Origin of the sequence: Chryseobacterium sp. BGARF1 (genome assembly GCF_001677955.1) — a bacterium.
GTDB lineage: Bacteria > Bacteroidota > Bacteroidia > Flavobacteriales > Weeksellaceae > Chryseobacterium.
This window is the reverse complement of sequence record NZ_LELA01000039.1, coordinates 1-18402: the sequence shown is the minus strand read 5'-3', so window position 1 is coordinate 18402 and position 18402 is coordinate 1. Positions and strand designations below refer to the sequence as shown.

Annotated in this window: 20 protein-coding genes; 19 read left to right on the top strand and 1 reads right to left on the bottom strand. The window is 33.1% G+C overall.

From position 1 onward, the window contains the following. Nucleotides 1–43 precede the first annotated feature (43 nt). The 3 genes from AB671_RS06825 (at nt 44) to msrA (ending at nt 3247) form a co-directional block, all read left to right on the top strand. On the top strand, nt 44–1252 hold the full coding sequence (locus tag AB671_RS06825; RefSeq protein WP_066675378.1) for a PepSY-associated TM helix domain-containing protein: 1209 nt from the start codon (nt 44–46) through the stop codon (nt 1250–1252). 81 nt (nt 1253–1333) lie between these two features. After that, nucleotides 1334–2299 (top strand): ROK family protein, encoded by a 966-nt coding sequence (locus tag AB671_RS06820; RefSeq protein WP_066675380.1) that lies wholly within the window; start codon nt 1334–1336, stop codon nt 2297–2299. Between the two features lie 387 nt (nt 2300–2686). Further along, complete coding sequence (gene msrA, locus AB671_RS06815) at nt 2687–3247, top strand: peptide-methionine (S)-S-oxide reductase MsrA (RefSeq protein ID WP_066675382.1); 561 nt, start codon at nt 2687–2689, stop codon at nt 3245–3247. 32 nt (nt 3248–3279) lie between these two features. Here the strand turns inward: msrA and AB671_RS06810 are convergent, their stop codons facing one another. Further along, nucleotides 3280–4095 (bottom strand): hypothetical protein, encoded by an 816-nt coding sequence (locus tag AB671_RS06810; RefSeq protein ID WP_066675385.1) that lies wholly within the window; start codon nt 4093–4095, stop codon nt 3280–3282. A 363-nt stretch (nt 4096–4458) separates the two neighbouring features. Here AB671_RS06810 and AB671_RS06805 point away from each other — a divergent pair, with 363 nt between their 5' ends. The 16 genes from AB671_RS06805 to AB671_RS06730 all read left to right on the top strand — a co-directional run bounded on the left by AB671_RS06805 (nt 4459) and on the right by AB671_RS06730 (nt 18309). Beyond that, nucleotides 4459–4689 (top strand): hypothetical protein, encoded by a 231-nt coding sequence (locus AB671_RS06805; RefSeq protein ID WP_157444155.1) that lies wholly within the window; start codon nt 4459–4461, stop codon nt 4687–4689. A gap of 64 nt (nt 4690–4753) precedes the next feature. Then, the gene (locus AB671_RS06800) at nt 4754–6406 is read left to right on the top strand and encodes an ATP-binding protein (RefSeq protein ID WP_082987254.1); all 1653 of its coding nucleotides are present in this window, start codon (nt 4754–4756) and stop codon (nt 6404–6406) included. Nucleotides 6407–6416: 10 nt separating this feature from the next. Further along, nucleotides 6417–7082: a response regulator gene (locus tag AB671_RS06795; RefSeq protein WP_066675390.1), complete on the top strand. Its 666-nt coding sequence runs from the start codon at nt 6417–6419 to the stop codon at nt 7080–7082. A gap of 119 nt (nt 7083–7201) precedes the next feature. Beyond that, nucleotides 7202–7534, top strand: coding sequence for a YegP family protein (locus tag AB671_RS06790; RefSeq protein ID WP_066675392.1), 333 nt, complete (start codon nt 7202–7204; stop codon nt 7532–7534). Between the two features lie 10 nt (nt 7535–7544). Then, nucleotides 7545–8615, top strand: coding sequence for a type I restriction endonuclease (locus AB671_RS06785; protein ID WP_066675448.1), 1071 nt, complete (start codon nt 7545–7547; stop codon nt 8613–8615). Nucleotides 8616–8635: 20 nt separating this feature from the next. Next, nucleotides 8636–8917, top strand: a complete 282-nt coding sequence (locus tag AB671_RS06780; RefSeq protein WP_066675394.1) for a hypothetical protein — start codon at nt 8636–8638, stop codon at nt 8915–8917. A 141-nt stretch (nt 8918–9058) separates the two neighbouring features. Then, complete coding sequence (locus AB671_RS06775; protein ID WP_066675396.1) at nt 9059–9766, top strand: response regulator transcription factor; 708 nt, start codon at nt 9059–9061, stop codon at nt 9764–9766. Between the two features lie 3 nt (nt 9767–9769). Then, entirely contained in the window at nt 9770–11179 is a 1410-nt protein-coding gene (locus AB671_RS06770) for a sensor histidine kinase (protein ID WP_066675398.1), read from the top strand. Between the two features lie 146 nt (nt 11180–11325). Continuing rightward, nucleotides 11326–11823, top strand: coding sequence for a hypothetical protein (locus AB671_RS06765; protein ID WP_066675403.1), 498 nt, complete (start codon nt 11326–11328; stop codon nt 11821–11823). Nucleotides 11824–11862: 39 nt separating this feature from the next. Further along, nucleotides 11863–12717: a YoaK family protein gene (locus AB671_RS06760; protein WP_066675405.1), complete on the top strand. Its 855-nt coding sequence runs from the start codon at nt 11863–11865 to the stop codon at nt 12715–12717. 187 nt (nt 12718–12904) lie between these two features. Next, nucleotides 12905–14683, top strand: a complete 1779-nt coding sequence (mutL, locus tag AB671_RS06755) for a DNA mismatch repair endonuclease MutL (RefSeq protein ID WP_066675415.1) — start codon at nt 12905–12907, stop codon at nt 14681–14683. Nucleotides 14684–14687: 4 nt separating this feature from the next. Further along, entirely contained in the window at nt 14688–15458 is a 771-nt protein-coding gene (locus tag AB671_RS06750; protein WP_066675418.1) for a rhomboid family intramembrane serine protease, read from the top strand. A 6-nt stretch (nt 15459–15464) separates the two neighbouring features. Then, the gene (locus tag AB671_RS06745) at nt 15465–16460 is read left to right on the top strand and encodes an endonuclease/exonuclease/phosphatase family protein (protein ID WP_066675420.1); all 996 of its coding nucleotides are present in this window, start codon (nt 15465–15467) and stop codon (nt 16458–16460) included. Between the two features lie 68 nt (nt 16461–16528). Next, on the top strand, nt 16529–17515 hold the full coding sequence (locus AB671_RS06740) for an endonuclease/exonuclease/phosphatase family protein (RefSeq protein ID WP_066675421.1): 987 nt from the start codon (nt 16529–16531) through the stop codon (nt 17513–17515). A gap of 4 nt (nt 17516–17519) precedes the next feature. Beyond that, complete coding sequence (locus tag AB671_RS06735; protein ID WP_066675424.1) at nt 17520–17855, top strand: hypothetical protein; 336 nt, start codon at nt 17520–17522, stop codon at nt 17853–17855. Nucleotides 17856–17904: 49 nt separating this feature from the next. Beyond that, nucleotides 17905–18309, top strand: coding sequence for a hypothetical protein (locus AB671_RS06730; protein ID WP_066675426.1), 405 nt, complete (start codon nt 17905–17907; stop codon nt 18307–18309). The last annotated feature ends 93 nt before the right edge of the window (nt 18310–18402 follow it).

The following is an 18402-nucleotide window of genomic DNA, read 5'->3' as shown; positions in this document are numbered from 1 at the left end:
TGATTTGAATAAACTTATTTTAATTTACACATTGTAATTTTCTATGAAGAAAAAACATCCCCATAAAAAGAAACCAAGTCTTTTCAAAAAATGGACAGGCAAACTGCATCTGTGGTTTGGTCTTTCCATCGGTTTAATCATATTTATTGTTTCAATCACCGGAACTTTGTTTGTATTCAAAGACGAGGTTGAGAATTTTACCCGTAAAGATGTTATCTATCACAACGAGCAAAACATCGCACAGAAGCAAATTCTGCCGATTCGTGTTTTAGAAAAAATGGTCGACGATCAGCTTAAGGAAAAATATAAAATCCATTGGGTGAATGTTCCTATCGACAAAAAACTGTCTTATCAGTTTTACTGGTACGAACACAACACCGCAGCCTGGAATTATTTTGATGAATTTCCTATCTACAAAGTAGCGTATGTGAATCCCTACACCGGAAAAGTATTGAGAACTTATGATGAGAAAAACGGTTTTTTCAGCATTGTAAAATCGATTCACTGGAGCTTTTTATTAAAACAGGACTGGGGAAAATATGTAGTGGGAATTCCGGTAATTATCTTCGTGATCATGCTGATTTCAGGAATTATTTTGTGGTGGCCAAAAAATAAAGCTGCCAGAAAACAGCGTTTCTCTTTCAAATGGAAAAACATCAAAAGCTGGAAAAGAAAAAATTATGACCTTCATAATATCTTAGGTTTTTACGCTTCAATTTTTGCTTTAATTTTTTCGATTACAGGTTTATTTTATGCCTTCTTTGTGGTACAGGCGATGATCTATTTTGTTTTCTCCGGAGGAAATACGGTATATCCCGATTTCTCGCACATTACCACCAAAGCACCGATTGAGCAAAGAAGTGAGACAACTTTAGATAAAGTCATTCACACGGTTCAGGCAAAATATCCTAACTCTTTCGGGTTTGCAATCGATCTTGGACATCCGCACATGGATGATCATGAGCATCCTAATTTCTCCGTTTTTGTAAAGCATCTTTCTTATTCTTATCATAAAAACAGCAGTTTGATCTTTGATGAAAACTCGGGTGAACTTTTACACACGTACAATCATGAAGATAAAAATTTTGGTGAGAAAACGGTTGCTGCGAATTACGATATTCATGTAGGATCTATTTTAGGATTGCCAACCAAAATCATTGCATTTATTGTCAGCTTAATTTGTGCTTCACTTCCTGTAACCGGATTTTTAATATGGTGGGGAAGAAGAAAAAAGACTAAAAAAACCGTTTGAATTTTCAAATAAATTGGGTTTAATAACTATTAATACAATCTTTTTTATAAATTTATTGCCTCGAAATTATACAATAAGAAAATGTCAGTAGTAGATTTGTCAAAAGAGGTTGCATTAGGTATCGATATCGGTGGAACCAATACTAAGTTTGGTCTTGTGAATCACAGAGGTCAGATTTTAACCAAAGGTTCTTTGCCAACCGATCAATACAGCACGCCTGAAGCATTTGTAGATGCTCTTCACGAGCAGATTCAGCCATTGATTGATGAACATTGTCAAGGTGGAATTGAAGGTATCGGTGTAGGAGCTCCCAACGCAAACTACTACAGAGGAACAATAGAACTCGCTCCCAATCTTCCTTGGAGAGGGATTATCAATTTTGCAGAATTAATGACTGCTAAATTCAACAGTCCTTGCAAAATGACCAATGATGCCAATGCAGCAGCTTTAGGTGAAATGATGTACGGTGCAGCAAGAGGGATGAAAGATTTTATCATGATTACTTTGGGAACCGGCGTAGGAAGCGGAATTGTTTCTGGCGGAAATTTAATTTACGGTCACGATGGTTTTGCAGGAGAACTGGGTCACACCATTGTAAAACCAGGCGGTAGAAAACATTGGAGTACAGGTTCTGAAGGAAGCTTAGAAGCTTATGCTTCTGCGACAGGAATTGCCATTACGGCAAAAAAAATGAGAGCAGAATTTCCTGATTCTATGCTTAATCAATATCCGGAAGAGTCTATCAATTCTAAAACGGTGCACGAATGCGCATTAAAAGAAGATCCTGTTGCCGTTGAGGTTTTCAGATATACCGGTCAAAAATTGGGTGAGGCATTAGCTAATTTTGTAATGTTTTCTTCACCGGAAGCTATTTTATTATTCGGAGGAGTTATTAAAGCAGGGGATTTCATTTTAAAACCTGCCAAACTTCATATGGAAAGAAGCCTTCTTCCTATTTTCAGAAGCAAAGTAAGATTGGTTTTCAGTGAATTGGATGAGGCAGATGCAGCCATTCTTGGCGCAAGTGCTTTGGTTTGGGAAAAATGATCTGAATTAAATTTAAAATATTGAGCATCCTTTTAGGATGCTTTTTTTGTTTTATTTCCCACAAATTACACTGATTTTCACAGATTTTCACAGATTTTTTTGATTATTCTGAAAACGTTTTTAGCCACGAATGCACGAATGTTTTTTATATCTGTTTATAATATTTGTGTATTCATGGCAAATAAATTTGTTGATCCTTCTTGGCTCAATTAATAAAATTAGAATTTGTCTTAAACACTTTGATGATTTGCGAAATCTATTGTTATCATTTATTCTTAAAGGCTAAAATCTTATTTAAATGAAAAAGTTTTTCATAATTTTGATTTCATTTTTCAGGCTTATAAAAGTTTTAAAAAGAGAATATTTAAATAAAACAATCAACTTAAAATGGATAAAAATAATTTTCAGCAGATTACTTTTGGTGGCGGATGCTTTTGGTGTGTAGAAAGCTGTTTTAATATATTAAAAGGAGTAGAATCTGCAATTTCAGGGTATTCTGGTGGTCATAAAGATGATCCGACGTATGAGGAAGTTTGCACAGGTGAAACCGGTCATGCTGAAGTGGTACAAATTACGTATGATCCTACAATTATTTCTTATGAGCAATTGATGGATGTATTTTTCTTCCTTCACGACCCTACTCAATTGAACAGACAGGGAAATGACATCGGAACTCAATATCGTTCTGTCATTTATTATAAAGACGATGCTGAAAAAGCAAAAGCTGAAGAAGCCATCAAAACGTCACAAGGATCAGGAAGATGGTCTGGAACTTATGTAACAGAACTAACACCTTTTGAAAAATTCTGGCCAGCCGAACAATACCATCAAGGATATTATAATGAAAACCCGACACAGCCTTATTGCAGCGCAGTGGTAGGACCAAAAATTCAGAAATTCAAAAAATATTTTGGAGAATTAGGCATGCTGGAAACAGATTCACAGTAAAAAATAAAAGCGAAGATCTTTCTTCGCTTTTTTTATTGCCCTTCTTCCTGAATTCCGCCGTATTTATCGATGATATACTCTGTTGCTTTTCTTAATTCTCTTCCATTATTCGGATCAACTCCATCATCTGTAAAAAAATCTACTTCTCCGTTATATTTAGAATACCAAACCTTCCCATAAGCATTATCTACCGTTAAAGTATCTTTCCGTTCAATTCTTTTAAAATATTCCATTTTTTCATAATCAAAAGGAACTCTATGATTGTACATCGGATTTTTATCCTGACAATTTATCGGTTTATATTCACTTTTATCCCAATACATACAATGAAGCTGTGAATCTAAAATTCCAGCAAAACCCTTTCCTGGAGCCTGTGTATTAGGCTTCTTCGAAAAAGCAATACTTCCAGTTGTAAAGCATAGCAACAATGCAATTTCCATAATACCCATCCCATTTTTTTTCATGAATTCGGGCATTTTGAATGTTGGATTAATGGTAATACTAACTTGAGGGGTTTGTTCAGATAACGTATCACTAAAGCCTAATTTAAAAGTTGTTGAGCCATCTCCGCCTTCAATGCTTATTTTACTACAAAAATCCTCAAAATCCTTATAACCAATATATTTACTTAAATAAAGCAGCGTGATATCATCAATATTATAGTCTTCTCCATCTTGTATTAAGCTTTTATAATACCTTGTAAACGATCTCTCGTCTCTTGAAAAATCATACCTCTCATCAAAAAGGCTACTTAAATAGTTTGAAAGAGAATTTATACTCGCTCGTGGAAGTTCCTTTTTTGCAGTTTCAAAGACCGTTTCCACTAAAAGTTTCTTCTTACTGTACATTATAATTTAGGTTATTAGTTATCGCTGTCCAAGTTAGACAAAATCTTGACAACCAAATTACGGTTTTCCATAAAAATCAAGCATTTACACCGATTCCTCTGTCTATCCTCTGTCCGTAGATTCGCATATATCTATCAGATATTTGTAAAAGAAATCAGAGAGAAAAAAACTAAAAACTGATTTCTAAAATCACCTGATAAAACGGAAGAAAACTCCGGGTTGGGAAGCAGATGTTTCTCTTCCGTTTTTGAAGGTTCACTTCCCAAAAATTTAGAAGCGCTTCGAAATTTAACGTGTACAGCTCGAGATCAAAGTATCTGCGAGAGGAAGAAAAACAATTTCAACTTCAAAAATTTAAAGGAAATGATCCAATTAATATTAATGCTATTAGGTTTAGCATTCGGAAATAATAATGCAAATACCTCAAATTTTAATAACAACGGAAGTACAGTAACTATTCAAAACGGTACAGGAACAGGATTTGATCAAGGAACAGGAGATAACGGAGGAAACGGAAATGGAAGCGGAAGTGGAAACGGAGGAAGTACAGGTGGAAACACTGGACAAACTCCTCCCCCTTTTGTTCGCCCATAAATAATTATTACGAGCAGATTTTATAAATCTGCTCTTTTTTATTATTTTGCATAAAAAACTGATTATGCAAAGAATTATTTACATTTTAATTCTTTTATTGTTTTGTTCTTGTAATAAAAAAAATAATATAGAATATTTTGGAGATAATAATACATGTTATCAAAAAGCTAAAGATTTTAGGGATTCTAATATTTCAGATTCCGCTTTTTACTATTATAACAAAGCAAAAGAATCATATAAAAGTGTTGACGACACATTAGGAATAGCAAAGTCATTAGTAAACATGGCGATCATTCAACAAAAGCAAGGTGATTTTTATGGTAGTATTGAAACATCAACAGAAGCAAATAATTTCTTAAAAAAAATTTCAGATAGTACTATTAGAAGTACTCTTGCTGCTAACAATAATAACATAGGAATCTGTTCTGCATACTTATATAATTATGATGACGCTATTATCTTTTATACAAAAGCTTTAAATGATGTAACTACAAATGAAAATAAATATGTCTATTGTAACAATATTGCAGATGTTTTTATATCTACAAAAAAATATAATTTAGCTAAACAGTATTTAAAAATAGCAATGTTAACAAAAGATAGTGCTGATTTTTCCAGAGCTTTAAACAATATTGCAAAGGCCAAACTTTTAGAAAATAAAAACTATGATCCCATTCCTGAATTAGTTAAGTCATTAAAAATAAGAGAAAGAAATAATGATTTTTTGGGACAAAACTCAAGTTTTGCAACTTTATCAAATTATTATTTTGACAGAGATAAAAAAATTGCTTTTTACTATGCAAATAAAATGATGAATACTGCTATGAAAAATAATAGTTTGGAAGATCAGTCACAAGCATTGCAAAAAATGATTTATTTAGATAGCAAAAACTATTTAAATTATTTCAAAAGATTTCAACCTTTAAATGATAGCATTCAAATAACCAAAAACAAAGCAAAAAATCAATTTGCTTTAATAAGATTTGATTCTGAAAAAAATAAAGCTGATAATCTCAAGTTACAAAAAGATAACACTGTGAAAGGTTTTCAAATTTATAGTATTTCTATTTTAGCTTTAATTGCAGGAATTGCAGGAATAATTTACTATAAAAAACGTAAACAAAGACTACTACTAGAATCCGAAAACAAATTAAAAGAACAACAACTAAAAACCTCCAAAAAAGTACACGACGTAGTAGCCAACGGAATTTATCAGGTGATGACAAAAATTGAAAATCAAAATGATTTCAATAAAGAGCAGACGCTTGACGAACTGGAGTATGTTTATGAAAAATCCAGAGATATTTCCTACGAAGATCCCGATTCTCATGATGAAAAATTCAATGAAAAAATTTCAAAACTCGTCGCTTCTTTTAAAAATGATGAGATCAAAACCTTTACCGTCGGAAATCAGGAAGAAACTTGGGAAAATGTTACAAAATCGACTCAAACGGAGATTTACCAGATCATTCGTGAACTTTTGGTGAATATGAAAAAACATAGTAAAGCGAGTAATGTTGCTTTAAGATTTGAAAAAATAAATAACATTATCAATATTCATTATACAGACAATGGAATTGGAATTTCTAATGAATTAATTTTTAAAAATGGTTTATCAAATACGGTTTCCCGTATAGAAAACATCGCCGGAAAAATTACTTTTGAAACCAAAACCGAAAAAGGATTGAAGGTCAACATTTCATTTCCCGTTTCTTAAAAAAATAAAAATGTTTAAAAAAATTCTAATTTCCGAAGACCACGAAAGCATCAATATTTCAGTACAAAAAACTTTAGAAGACCTTAGTTTTGATAATTTTGAGTATGTCTATTATTGTGATGACGCATTGGCAAAAGCCCAGAAAGCAATCCGTGAAAAAAATCCTTATGATTTGCTCATCACCGACCTTTATTATGAAGAAGATCATCATCCTCAAAAATTAAAAAATGGCCGAGAATTGATTTCAGCAATCCGACAAGAACAACCGGATTTAAAAATTATTGTTTTTTCTGCTGAACACAAATCCGGAATAATCGATTCTCTTTTTAATGATTACGGAATAAACGGCTATGTACGAAAAGCAAGACACGATTCTAAAGAATTGAAAAAAGCAATTACGTCAGTTTATAACAATGAAAATTATCTTTCACTTGATCTTAAACAGGAGGTAAAAAAACTGAATAATTATGAATTCACAACGTATGATATTACCCTAGTTTCTTTACTTTCTCAAGGTGTTTTACAAAAAAACATTCCGGTATTTCTACAAAACAACAATATAAAACCCAACAGTTTGAGCAGTATTGAAAAGAAACTCAATACCCTGAAAGAAGAGTTGGGAATAAGCAACAACGAGCAATTGGTTGCCTTCTGTAAAGACTTAGGAATTATATAACTCCTCTTAATTAACTATTCAAAACCTTTCAATAATTTGAAAGGTTTTTTGTTTTACGGTTTCCCGTAAGGATTGGTTTTGAAAGGTTTATACTTTTGGAGTATTAAACAAAATCAATCATGGGAAAATTTACAATCAGCAAAAGAAAAAATGATGAATATCAATTTAATCTGAAAGCCGGAAACGGTGAAATTATTTTAACCAGCGAAGGTTACACCACAAAAGCAAATTGCCAGAAAGGAATTGAATCTGTAAGAATCAATTCACAGGATGATACAAGATACGACAGAAGAGTTGCCGTAAACGAGAAAGAGTACTTTGTTCTGAAAGCAAGAAACGGAGAGATCATTGGAAAAAGCCAGTATTACAGTTCAAAATCCAGTATGGAAATCGGAATTGATTCTGTAAAAACCAATGCTCCAACCGCCGAAATCGTTGATGAAACTCTTTAAAAAAAACATTATGGATCTTAAAATTAAACTTGAGCAATTACATCAAAAAGTGGTAGGACTAAAAGAGCAAATCAGCACCGAAGAAGCCACCAAAAATGCTTTTGTAATGCCTTTTATACAGATTTTGGGGTATGATATTTTCAACCCTACAGAAGTTATTCCGGAGCATGTTTGCGATATTGGAACCAAGAAAGGCGAAAAAGTAGATTATGTCATCAAAAATAATGACGAACCCATTTTCATTATCGAATGCAAACACTGGAAAGAAAGCGCAGATGCCCACAATTCTCAGCTGCACAGATATTACCATGTTTCGAAAACCAGATTTGGAGTGCTTACCAACGGAATTGTCTACAATTTCTACACTGATCTTGAGAAACCAAATATTATGGATGAAAAACCTTTTTTCACCATCAATATTGAAGATATAAAAGACAGTTCGATTAAAATTCTGGAAAGTTTCACCAAAAAAGATTACAATCTCGAAAGCATTCTGGATTCTGCAGAAGCATTAAAATACATCAAGGCCATCAGAAAAGAATTTGAAAAAGAGATTGAAAATCCTTCTGATGAATTGGTCAAGCTATTGGTTAACCGTTTTTTTGAAAAGCCTTTAACTGCAAACCGAATGATTTCGTTTAAAGAATATGCAAAAAAAGCGTTAACAACTTCCATTAACGAATCTATCAGTTTCAGACTAAAATCCGCATTAAGCATCAATGAACAAATTGAAAAGCAGGATGATGATATAAAAACATCACAACCAATCGATGAGAATAATGATTCTAAAATTGTAACCACAGAAGAAGAATTGGAAGGATTTCAGATTGTGAAAGCTATTTTGAGAGAAAAAATTCCTTCTTCAAGGATTGCCTACAGAGATACTTTATCTTATTTCGGGATCTTACTCGACGATAACAATAGAAAACCACTTTGCAGATTACATTTTAATACCGCCAATAAATATCTCGAAACATTCCATAACGGAAAAGAGGCAGGAGAAAAAATTTTACTGAATAATCTGGATGAAATCTATAATTATAAGGATCAGCTTCATAAAACACTAGAAAATTACAACTAATATAAGTTAACATTAAAACCATGAAAAAACTACTTTTTACAAGCCTTTTAGGTTTAGGCTTATTATTACCTGCCAATTTTTTAGCCAAAGAAAATTCAACTGCTAAAACAGAATTTTCAAACACAAAACCAAAAAAGAAAAGCAACAAAAGCAATAAGAAAAGAACGAAAACAGCTTCTACAAAACAAGATTGTACCTATAACGGACGTACTTTATATGTCGGAAAAAGAGGTGGTTGCTATTATTACACAGGAAATAGCAAAAAATATGTCGACAGATCATATTGCTCAGGTTGTAATTAATGATTCATTTTCAAGTAAAAACACACTCCATATATAACTCAAGGCGAATTTTACATTCGTCTTTTTTGTTGAATTAAGATTAAAAAAGCAGAGTTTTTCGTTTATAATCTTTTTCCTATTTTTGTGAAGTTCACTATTTTTATGAAAAAAATTGTTCTGATTGAGGATGAAACCAGCGTTGTCTCTTTTATTAAAAAAGGACTTCAGGAAAAAGGATATGAAATTTCTGTAGCATTTGACGGCCGCACCGGTGTCAATTTGGTGCAGGAAAATGATTTCGATTTGGTCATTCTCGATATTATGCTACCCGAAATGAACGGACTGGATGTCTGCAAAGAAATTAGAAAAACCAACAAAAGTGTTCCTATTCTTTTTTTAACCGCATTGGGAACTTCCGAGAATATTGTTTTAGGATTAGAAAATGGCGGCGACGATTATCTCGTAAAGCCTTTTAAGTTTATCGAATTAGTTGCCCGTGTAAAGTCTCTGCTTCGAAGAAGTAACCCAATCAACACACCAAGTGCTGCCGAAAACGAAATTGATAATGAGCATGTTTTTCAGGTTTCAGATTTAATCGTGAATGATTACACAAAAAAAGTAATTCGTGCAGATGAAGAAGTTTCTTTAACTTCTACAGAATATAAACTTCTGATGTATTTTCTTAATAATCCTGAAAAAGTAATCTCAAGAGCCGAAATTTTAGATGCAGTTTGGGGAGTTAACTATGAATTGGGAACCAATGTTGTGGATGTTTACGTTAACTATTTACGAAAAAAAATAGATCATCAGGAAGACAGCAAACTCATTCATACAGTAATAGGAATGGGATATGTATTAAAAAAACCTTAGAAAATGTTTAATAGAGTCATTACCAATCAAACCAAAACGATGGTGCTTTTGATGGTTGTTTTTACAACCGTTATTCTGATTTTTGGTGGATCGGTATACTTTTCTATTGTTAATTTTTCGCATCAAAGGTTTTATGAATTGCTGAAAATCCGTACCACAACGATTGTACAGATCGAGAAAAGCAAAGAACATCTCGATCTTCCTGAAAACTATATTCTCAACAGCAGGAATGACGAAGAGCTTCCGATGGAAAGAGATTATGTTTTTGTCATTCCTACAGATTCAAATTTCAGTAAAATTTCCCACGAAGTACATATTCCGGACACTTTTTTTAAAAATATCATCAGATCTGGGGAAGCCAATTACAACGATTCTGAATTTTATTATATCGGGCAGACTTTCAAATATCAAAACAAAGATTATATCGCGATTGCTTCGGCAAAAAACCATTACGTCGTTCATTATCTTGGTTTTTTAAAAAGAACATTGATTACATGTATGATTCTTTCGATATTTTTCAGCATGATTTTCTCTTTTTATCTTTCTAAAACTTTATTCAAACCAATTCTTAAAATTACCGGAAAAGTAAAAGAAATCAGCTCTGAAAATTTACATTTAAGACTTGAACCTCAACCAGACAACAAAGAATTAAATGAACTGGTTGAAACTTTCAACACCATGTTAACAAGAATCGAAACTTCTTTTGAAACCCAAAATCATCTGATTGGAAACGTTTCGCACGAGCTCAGAACACCGCTTACGTCAATCATGGGTGAAGCCGATGTTGCACTTTCTATCAACCGAACTGCAGAAGAATATAAAGAAACGCTAGAAATTATTTTAGATGAGGCCGAAAAACTTGATAAAAAAATAAAAGCACTTTTACTGATTGCACAAACCGGGTTTGACGGCAGAATTCAGAAAATAGACAAAGTAAGAATCGATCAGCTTTTATGGGATGTTATCGAGACTTTAAGAAAAATTGATTCCCGAAACAATATTTACCTCGACATCAGCATGCTTCCGGATAATCCTAAAAAACTGAAAGTGCAGGGTAACGAGCAGCTTCTTCATCTGGCGGTTGCCAATATCATTAATAACGGCTGCAAATATTCTAATCATCAACAGGTAAAAGTTTCGTTGGGCGCAACAGATACAGACCTTTACATCATCATTAAAGACAACGGAATTGGGATTCCGGAATCTGAAATGAATAAAATCTACGATCCTTTTTTCCGGGCTTCGAATACCCGAAATTATGAAGGTTACGGCATCGGTCTTCCACTTGCCAGAAATATTGTGAGAATGCACAACGGAGAATTGTTAGTGAGCTCACACGAAAATCAGGGAACTACTGTACAAATGCGTTTTCCTACTATTTACGGTACTCAGAAAGAAGAAACCCCAAGTTAGCTTCAAAAAGAAGCATTTTTTAAAATGAAATTCTAATCTCATTTTAATCTCTTTAATTACATTTTAATTTCGTTCCAAAGGGCTTTTAATTTGGCAGATATAGTTTTGTATCATCAAAAAGATGTTACACAACTAAATCTAAAGATATGATCAAAACCATTTTAATAGCAACAGATTATTCTCTTGAGTCTCTGAATATTTTAAAAAGAGTTTTAAAAGAGAAAAACGCAGAGGAAAATGATACACAATACAAAATTTTATTGGTATCGGGTTATGATATGGGAGATTCTATCAGAGATCTTCTTTTCACCACAAAATCTACTATTTTCAACAAAATAAGAACTCAGGAATTTTGTGATGCTTACGGAATTATTGTCAATAAATATCCGCATTTGGTTCACAAAGTTGTTTGCGATGTTTTTTCCGGAAGCTTCCAGAGAGCATTTAACAATTACGTAAAAGCTGAAGAAATTACAGAAGCATACTATTCGCCTTCCCTTAAAAATAAAAATACCAAAGGAAAATTTGATTTGAATCCTTACATCAAAAAGTGTAAAGAATTGACGTCTCACGAAATGGTATTAGGAACTCCCGCTTTTATGCCGGAAAGAGGCAGGCTTGCAGAAGTTTTTGTGGAAGTTTAATGCCTTTTTTAAATACAAACTATTTAAAATTTAAGTAAAATGTTAAGAAATTATAGTAACAGCAGGACGTTGGGAGACAACATAAAACTGGGGACGCTGACTGCTTTTACGGCAGGAACTATAAATATTGCATCTCTATTAATATTTCTCTCATTTACCTCAAACGTAACGGGACATTATGCCGTTTTTGCAGCAGAAATAAGTAAAGGAAACTGGAATCAGGTTGCGGTTGTCGGAGCTTGGATCTTCCTATTCTTCTTCGGTAGTTTTACCGCCAACTTTTTCGTAATCAACTTCAACAAAAAAAGTAAATATTTTGCTCACGCAATGCCGATTGTTCTGGAGATTTTATGTCTTTTGATCGTAGGTATTTACGGACAGTTTTATTATCAGAAAACACTGGAAGAAGCAGAATATTTGGTCGCTTTAATGCTTTTTGCTACCGGTTTACAGAATGGTTTGACGGCAAGTATTTCCAACTTTTTGGTGAAAACGACTCACCTTACCGGAACAACAACCGACTTGGGAATTCTGATGTCTATGTTTACGCACAAAAAATATAGGAAAAATCCTGAGTTGATTGCAAGAGCAAAACTTTTATCAAGTGTAATGTTTGCTTATGTTACAGGAGCTGTGTTTTCAGGATTAACTTATTATTATCTGGAGTTCAGTGTATTCTATGTAATCAGTGCTTGTTTGGTAGTTGTTATCGGATATGATCTTTATAAAATTCATCTGAGACATTTTTATACGAGCTACAGATATTCAAAAATCTATAAAAAGCCCAATCTGATGGCGTATTTATACGACAGAATACATGGAAGCGCAGAAGTAGTAATAAAACAAAAACGACCAGAAAAATCGAAATTGGTCTTAGAAGAGAAAATGATGTAATAGTCATTGATTAAAATTGGACAGCACAAATTGCATATACTTAGTTTGGGGCTCCTAATTGTTGTACAATTAGGGGCTTTTTTAATAGGATTGTGCAAAAGATAGGGATAACTTAATGCTCAATTCATTCGTTTAATATTTTAATTCTTGTTTGCTTTGCTTATTTTTGTAAGTTCATTATTCATTTATGTCAGATATTATTCAGCTTTTACCCGATCATGTAGCCAACCAAATCGCAGCCGGTGAGGTGGTACAGCGTCCTGCATCAATTGTAAAAGAACTTTTGGAGAACTCTATCGATGCCGGAGCTACAAAAATAGAGCTGATCATAAGAGATGCCGGGAAAAACCTTATTCAGGTTGTTGATGATGGAAAAGGAATGTCTGAGACCGATGCTAGAATGTCTTTTGAAAGACACGCTACATCAAAGATAAGAGGAACTGAAGATATATTTAAAATAGCAACCAAGGGATTCCGTGGTGAAGCTCTGGCTTCTATTGCAGCTGTTTCTCAGGTAGAATTGAAAACCAAACAAAAAGATACAGCTTTAGGAACTAATATTTACATTGAAGGCGGAGTTTTCCAGTTTCAGGAACCGGCGCAGACTTCGGAAGGATCTAATTTTTTAGTTAAAAATCTTTTCTACAATGTTCCTGCAAGAAGAAAGTTTCTTAAAAATAACAATATTGAATTCCGTCATGTCATAGATGAATTTCAGCGCGTAGCACTGGCTCACGAAGGTTTAGAATTTTCTCTTTTTCATGATGACGAGCCTATTTTTAAATTAAGAAAAGGAACTCAGATGCAAAGAATTGTCGATATTTTCGGCAGAAAACTTCATCCACAACTGATTCCCATAAAAGAAGATATTTTGTGGTGTCAACTTCATGGTTTCGTAGCAAAACCGGAAGGTGCTAAGAAAACCCGTGGCGAACAATTCCTTTTTGTGAACGGAAGATTTTTTAAAAGTCCGTATTTCAATAAAGCGGTTCAGGAAGCTTTTGAAGGATTGCTTTTACCAGGCTATATTCCTACCTTTTTTCTATTCCTCGAATTGGATCCTGAAAAAATTGATGTCAATATTCACCCACAAAAAACGGAAGTGAAATTTGAAGACGAGCATCTTATTTTCGCTTTGCTCCGTTCTACCATTAAGCGCGCTTTAGGAATTTACAATATTGCACCAAGCCTTGATTTCGAAAGAGATCCGCAACTTGATGAAATGATGAATAAAAGCTTTTCGAGCAAAAGCAATAACATCGGAAATCTCAAAATGCCCGAAATAATTGTAGACCGAGATTACAACCCTTTTTTGGAAGAAAGAGGAAATCCGCAAATAGAAATTCAGAATCTTACAAAAATGTATCATCAGAATTTTTCTGCAGAGCCTTCAAAGATTAATTTATTTGAAGATGAAGATTTTGATGAAGATTTGATGCGACTTCCCAACGGATATTGGCTTTTTAATAAAGGAGACCGCACATTGATGCTCGATTTGGGCAGAATGCACCGCCTTTTGGTGGCAGAAAGTAATAAAACATCAAAGAAATCTACAAACAGACAGTCTCTCTTGTTTTCGTTAGAATATCATATGAACGAAACTGAAAAGAGCAAGTACAATTCAATTAAAAAATATCTTCCTGAACTGGGGTTTGAGATGAGCATTAATCACGACAGTGTTTTAAGCATTGATGCGGTTCCGGAAGGGCTAAAAGAGTCTCAGGTAATGAAATTTCTGGAGGATCTTTTTAATGTTTTAGAATATAAAACCGAAAAAGAGTTCTTGCATTTTTACCAAAACCAATGGAACAAAATGCAGTCGAAATCCCGTTTTGATTTTATCTATAAAGCAGATGCAGAACAATTGATTAAAGATTTTACAGCATTAGGTTTCCCAGAATTTTTACCTAACGGGAAAAGATGTTTTTATGAAGTTCCATTTAATGATTTTAAAAATAAATTTTAAGTAAATGTTTAATAATATACCGCCACTTACCCGAAATTTAATTATTATAAACATTGTAGTTTATGTAATTTCTAATTTTTTTCTTTACGCTTTACAAAAACCAGAACTATATAATTTATTATCTGCTTTTTATCCTTTTTCACCCAATTTTAAATCTTGGCAGATTGTAACCCATATGTTTATGCACGCTCCTTTTGAGGGCGGAGCAGGTATAATGCATATTCTTTTTAATATGTTTACATTGTATAGTTTTGGACCTATTTTAGAGCAATCATTGGGAGATAAAAAATATTTAATATTATATTTTTTAAGTGGATTGGGTTCTTTTTTCCTATTTAATTTATGGAATTTTGTTGAAATTCAACAAATTACAAGTACTCTACAGGGATTAGGAATTGATATTACTGAAATTTATAGACAAGCAGACATTAATTATTCAGGAGATATACTTTTAAACAATAAAACACCTGAGATTTTTGAATTATCTAAAGAACTTTTAATTAATCTAAAATCCCCAATGCTTGGCGCATCTGGAGCAATCTTTGGAGTTATTGCTGCGTTCGCAACTTTATACCCTGAAGCAAGAATTGGAATTATGTTTATTCCAATTCCTGTAAAAGTAAAATATGTACTTCCCGTCGTTGTAATAGGCTCCATTTATTTAGGTATCAGTGGAAATGGTGGTGGAATTGCCCATTTAGCTCACGTCGGAGGTGCCATTGTAGGATTTATTTTAGCTAAAATCTGGAAAAAACACTTATACCGATTCAAATAACATCCTGTGAAAGTTGTCCGGTTAATACTTCTTATTGTGCATTTAGGATTATTACTTCTGTTAACAGGAGTTTTACTGAATGCTTATATTCCACCGAAAATTTTTCCTTGGTTTAATTTACTGTCTTTAGGTTTTCCTCTTTTGGCTATTGGCTATATTTTAATCACATTTTTCTGGATTTTCAGTTGGAAAAAAAGAGCATTTGTCTTTATGTTTATGGGATTATTCTTTCTAAATCCTGTAAAAAGATGGGTTAATTATTCTTCTCAAAGTAAGGAAACGGCAAACCTTAAAGTTCTTACGTTTAATATTAAAGGAGGAAAATTAGGTAAACAAAAAGTAATTGATTACATCAACGAACAGAATGCAGATTTAGTTTTTATACAGGAATATGGAGATGAGGGCGAGCTGCAATTCAAAAATATCACAGGAAAACACACCGCTTCCATTATATCCCTCTATACACATTATAAAATATTAAGCCGAAAAAACCTTTTCGACGATCTTCCAGACTCAGATATAACCTCACAATGCGAGCAAATCGATCTCGAAATAAAAGGTAAAACCTATCGTATTTTTAACGTCCATCTACAATCCTTTGGTGTTGTAAAAAGTATGGTAAGGCTTAACGGAAACAGCGAGGACGATGAGAAAAAAGTGAAAAATATTGTCAAAAAATTAATTCCAACCTTTAAGTCGCATCAGGAACAGGTAAAAAGCATCCGAGAAAGCATTGATAATTCTCCTTATCCTGTAATCGTAGCAGGAGATTTTAATGCAGTCCCAAATTCTTATGAATACTATAAAACTTCAGAAGGGTTAAAAGATGCCTTTTATGAAGTAGGCAAAGGTAGCGGAACAAGTTTTCATGATTACAAATATCCTTTAAGAATAGATTATATTTTTACTTCCGAATCTATAAAACCTGTTAGCTATAAAGTTGACCGAGCGGTAAATCTTTCTGACCATTTTCCGGTAATCGCCACTTTTAAAATTGAATAAAACATAATAAAAAATTATAAACCTCTGATTGGCAGAATTTTTGTTACTCTTGAAACATTTTGAGTTTCATGAAGCGGTTTCCTTTTTTACTTTTTATCCATCTAGGAGTTTTAATATTATTATTGAGCACATTTGCCAATGCCTGGATCCCTCCAAATTATTTCAGCAAACTCAATCTTCTTTCGCTAGGTTTTCCTTATTTAATTTTAGCGCATATTTTATTAAGTGTTATTTGGATTATAAAAAAGAAAAAAATTGCTTTCGTTTTTATTCTTTCAACCTTTATTTTTTACAATCCGGTAAGACGATGGGTTAACTTCTCTCCGCAAAACAACGACATTAATACCGCAAAAACAGATCTCAAAGTTTTAACATTCAATGTAAAATACGGGAGCTCAGGTTGGAGTAAAGTAAAAAAATACATTACAGATCAAAATGCCGATATTATTTTGGTTCAGGAAAAAGACACCAACAGAGCGCTAAGAAGTGACTTGATAAAATATCCTTCGGTGATATTAAAAACTAAACATAAGATTTTAAGACAAGGAGATTTAATAAATGATGACTCCAAAGGCAATTCTTTTTATGCAGACATTGATATTAATGGTAAAATAGTCCGGGTTATCAATGTTTACCTTGAGCCATTCAGACTTAATAAAAATATGCTTGGTATGGAAGATGAAAACTCAGAAAAGCAAGAAAAAAATAAAATTCAAGCCTTATTTTCAAAGTTGATACCTACATTCAAAACTCATGAAGATCAAGTAAGAAAAATCAGAAAAGCGGTTGATAATTCGCCTTATCCGGTAATCCTTGCTGGAGACTTTAATTCAGTTCCTAATTCCTGGGAATATTACAATTTAGGTAAAAACTTAGATGACGCCTTTGTAAAAGCCGGAAATGGCAGCTCCACAAGTTTTCATGATTATAAATTTCCTTTGAGAATAGATTATATTTTTGCCTCGAGCAGTATTATCCCTAAAAGTTATAAGGTAGATTATTCTGTAAAATTATCAGATCACTATCCTGTAATTGCCGAATTTCTATTAAATTAGTTGCATGAAAAATGTAATCTGTGCTGGGGTAATTTTATCATTGTTTACGGTTGCCTGTTCTAAAAGAGAACCGGTTGTTGATACTACTCAGGAATTAAAACTTAAATATGACACTACAGCAATAGATTCTTTTTCGCCAGGGGCTATATCTGTAGATGTTGCGAGACAAATAAGAATGTCTTCGCAAAAATATCAGGATTCTCTAAAAGAGGTATTAAAATTGCAACAGGAAGAAAAAAGAATTACTCTGGAACTTGAAAAAGAGAATAAAAAGAAGGCAGAAGCTGAGAAAAAACTAAAAGCAGCTGAAAATAATTCTACCGAAACTAAAGTAGAATAATTAAGTTTTTTAACATCGAAAAATCAAATACTAACTTAAAATATACACAATGAAAAAGCACATTTTAGCAGCAGTAGCAGTGTCTACACTATTTGTTGCATGCACAAAATCATCAACAACAGAAAAAACCGAAAATCCTGACGGATCTGTAACGACTACAACGACTACGGAAATCGGTACCGAATTGGTAGATACCTCAAAAATAGATAAAGCGAAAAGCGATATTAAAAATACCGTAGATAATGCGGGTAATAAAATAGAGAATACTGCTCAGAAAGCAAAAGAGGATATTAATACTGCAGGAAAAAATATTAAAGATGAAGCCCATAAAGTAGGAAAAGACCTAAAATCAGGAGCTCAAGATGTTAGCAAAGACGTAAAAGATGCTGCTGCAAAAGGAGCTCAAAAAGTAGAAGACGGTGCAAAAAAACTGAAAGAAGATTTAAAGAAATAAAACATGACACTATCCCACAAAGTGTGTAAGTTAAAAAGTTAGGGCTTGGATTTTACAATCTGAGCCTTTCTTCAAAAATAAGCATAAATTGGT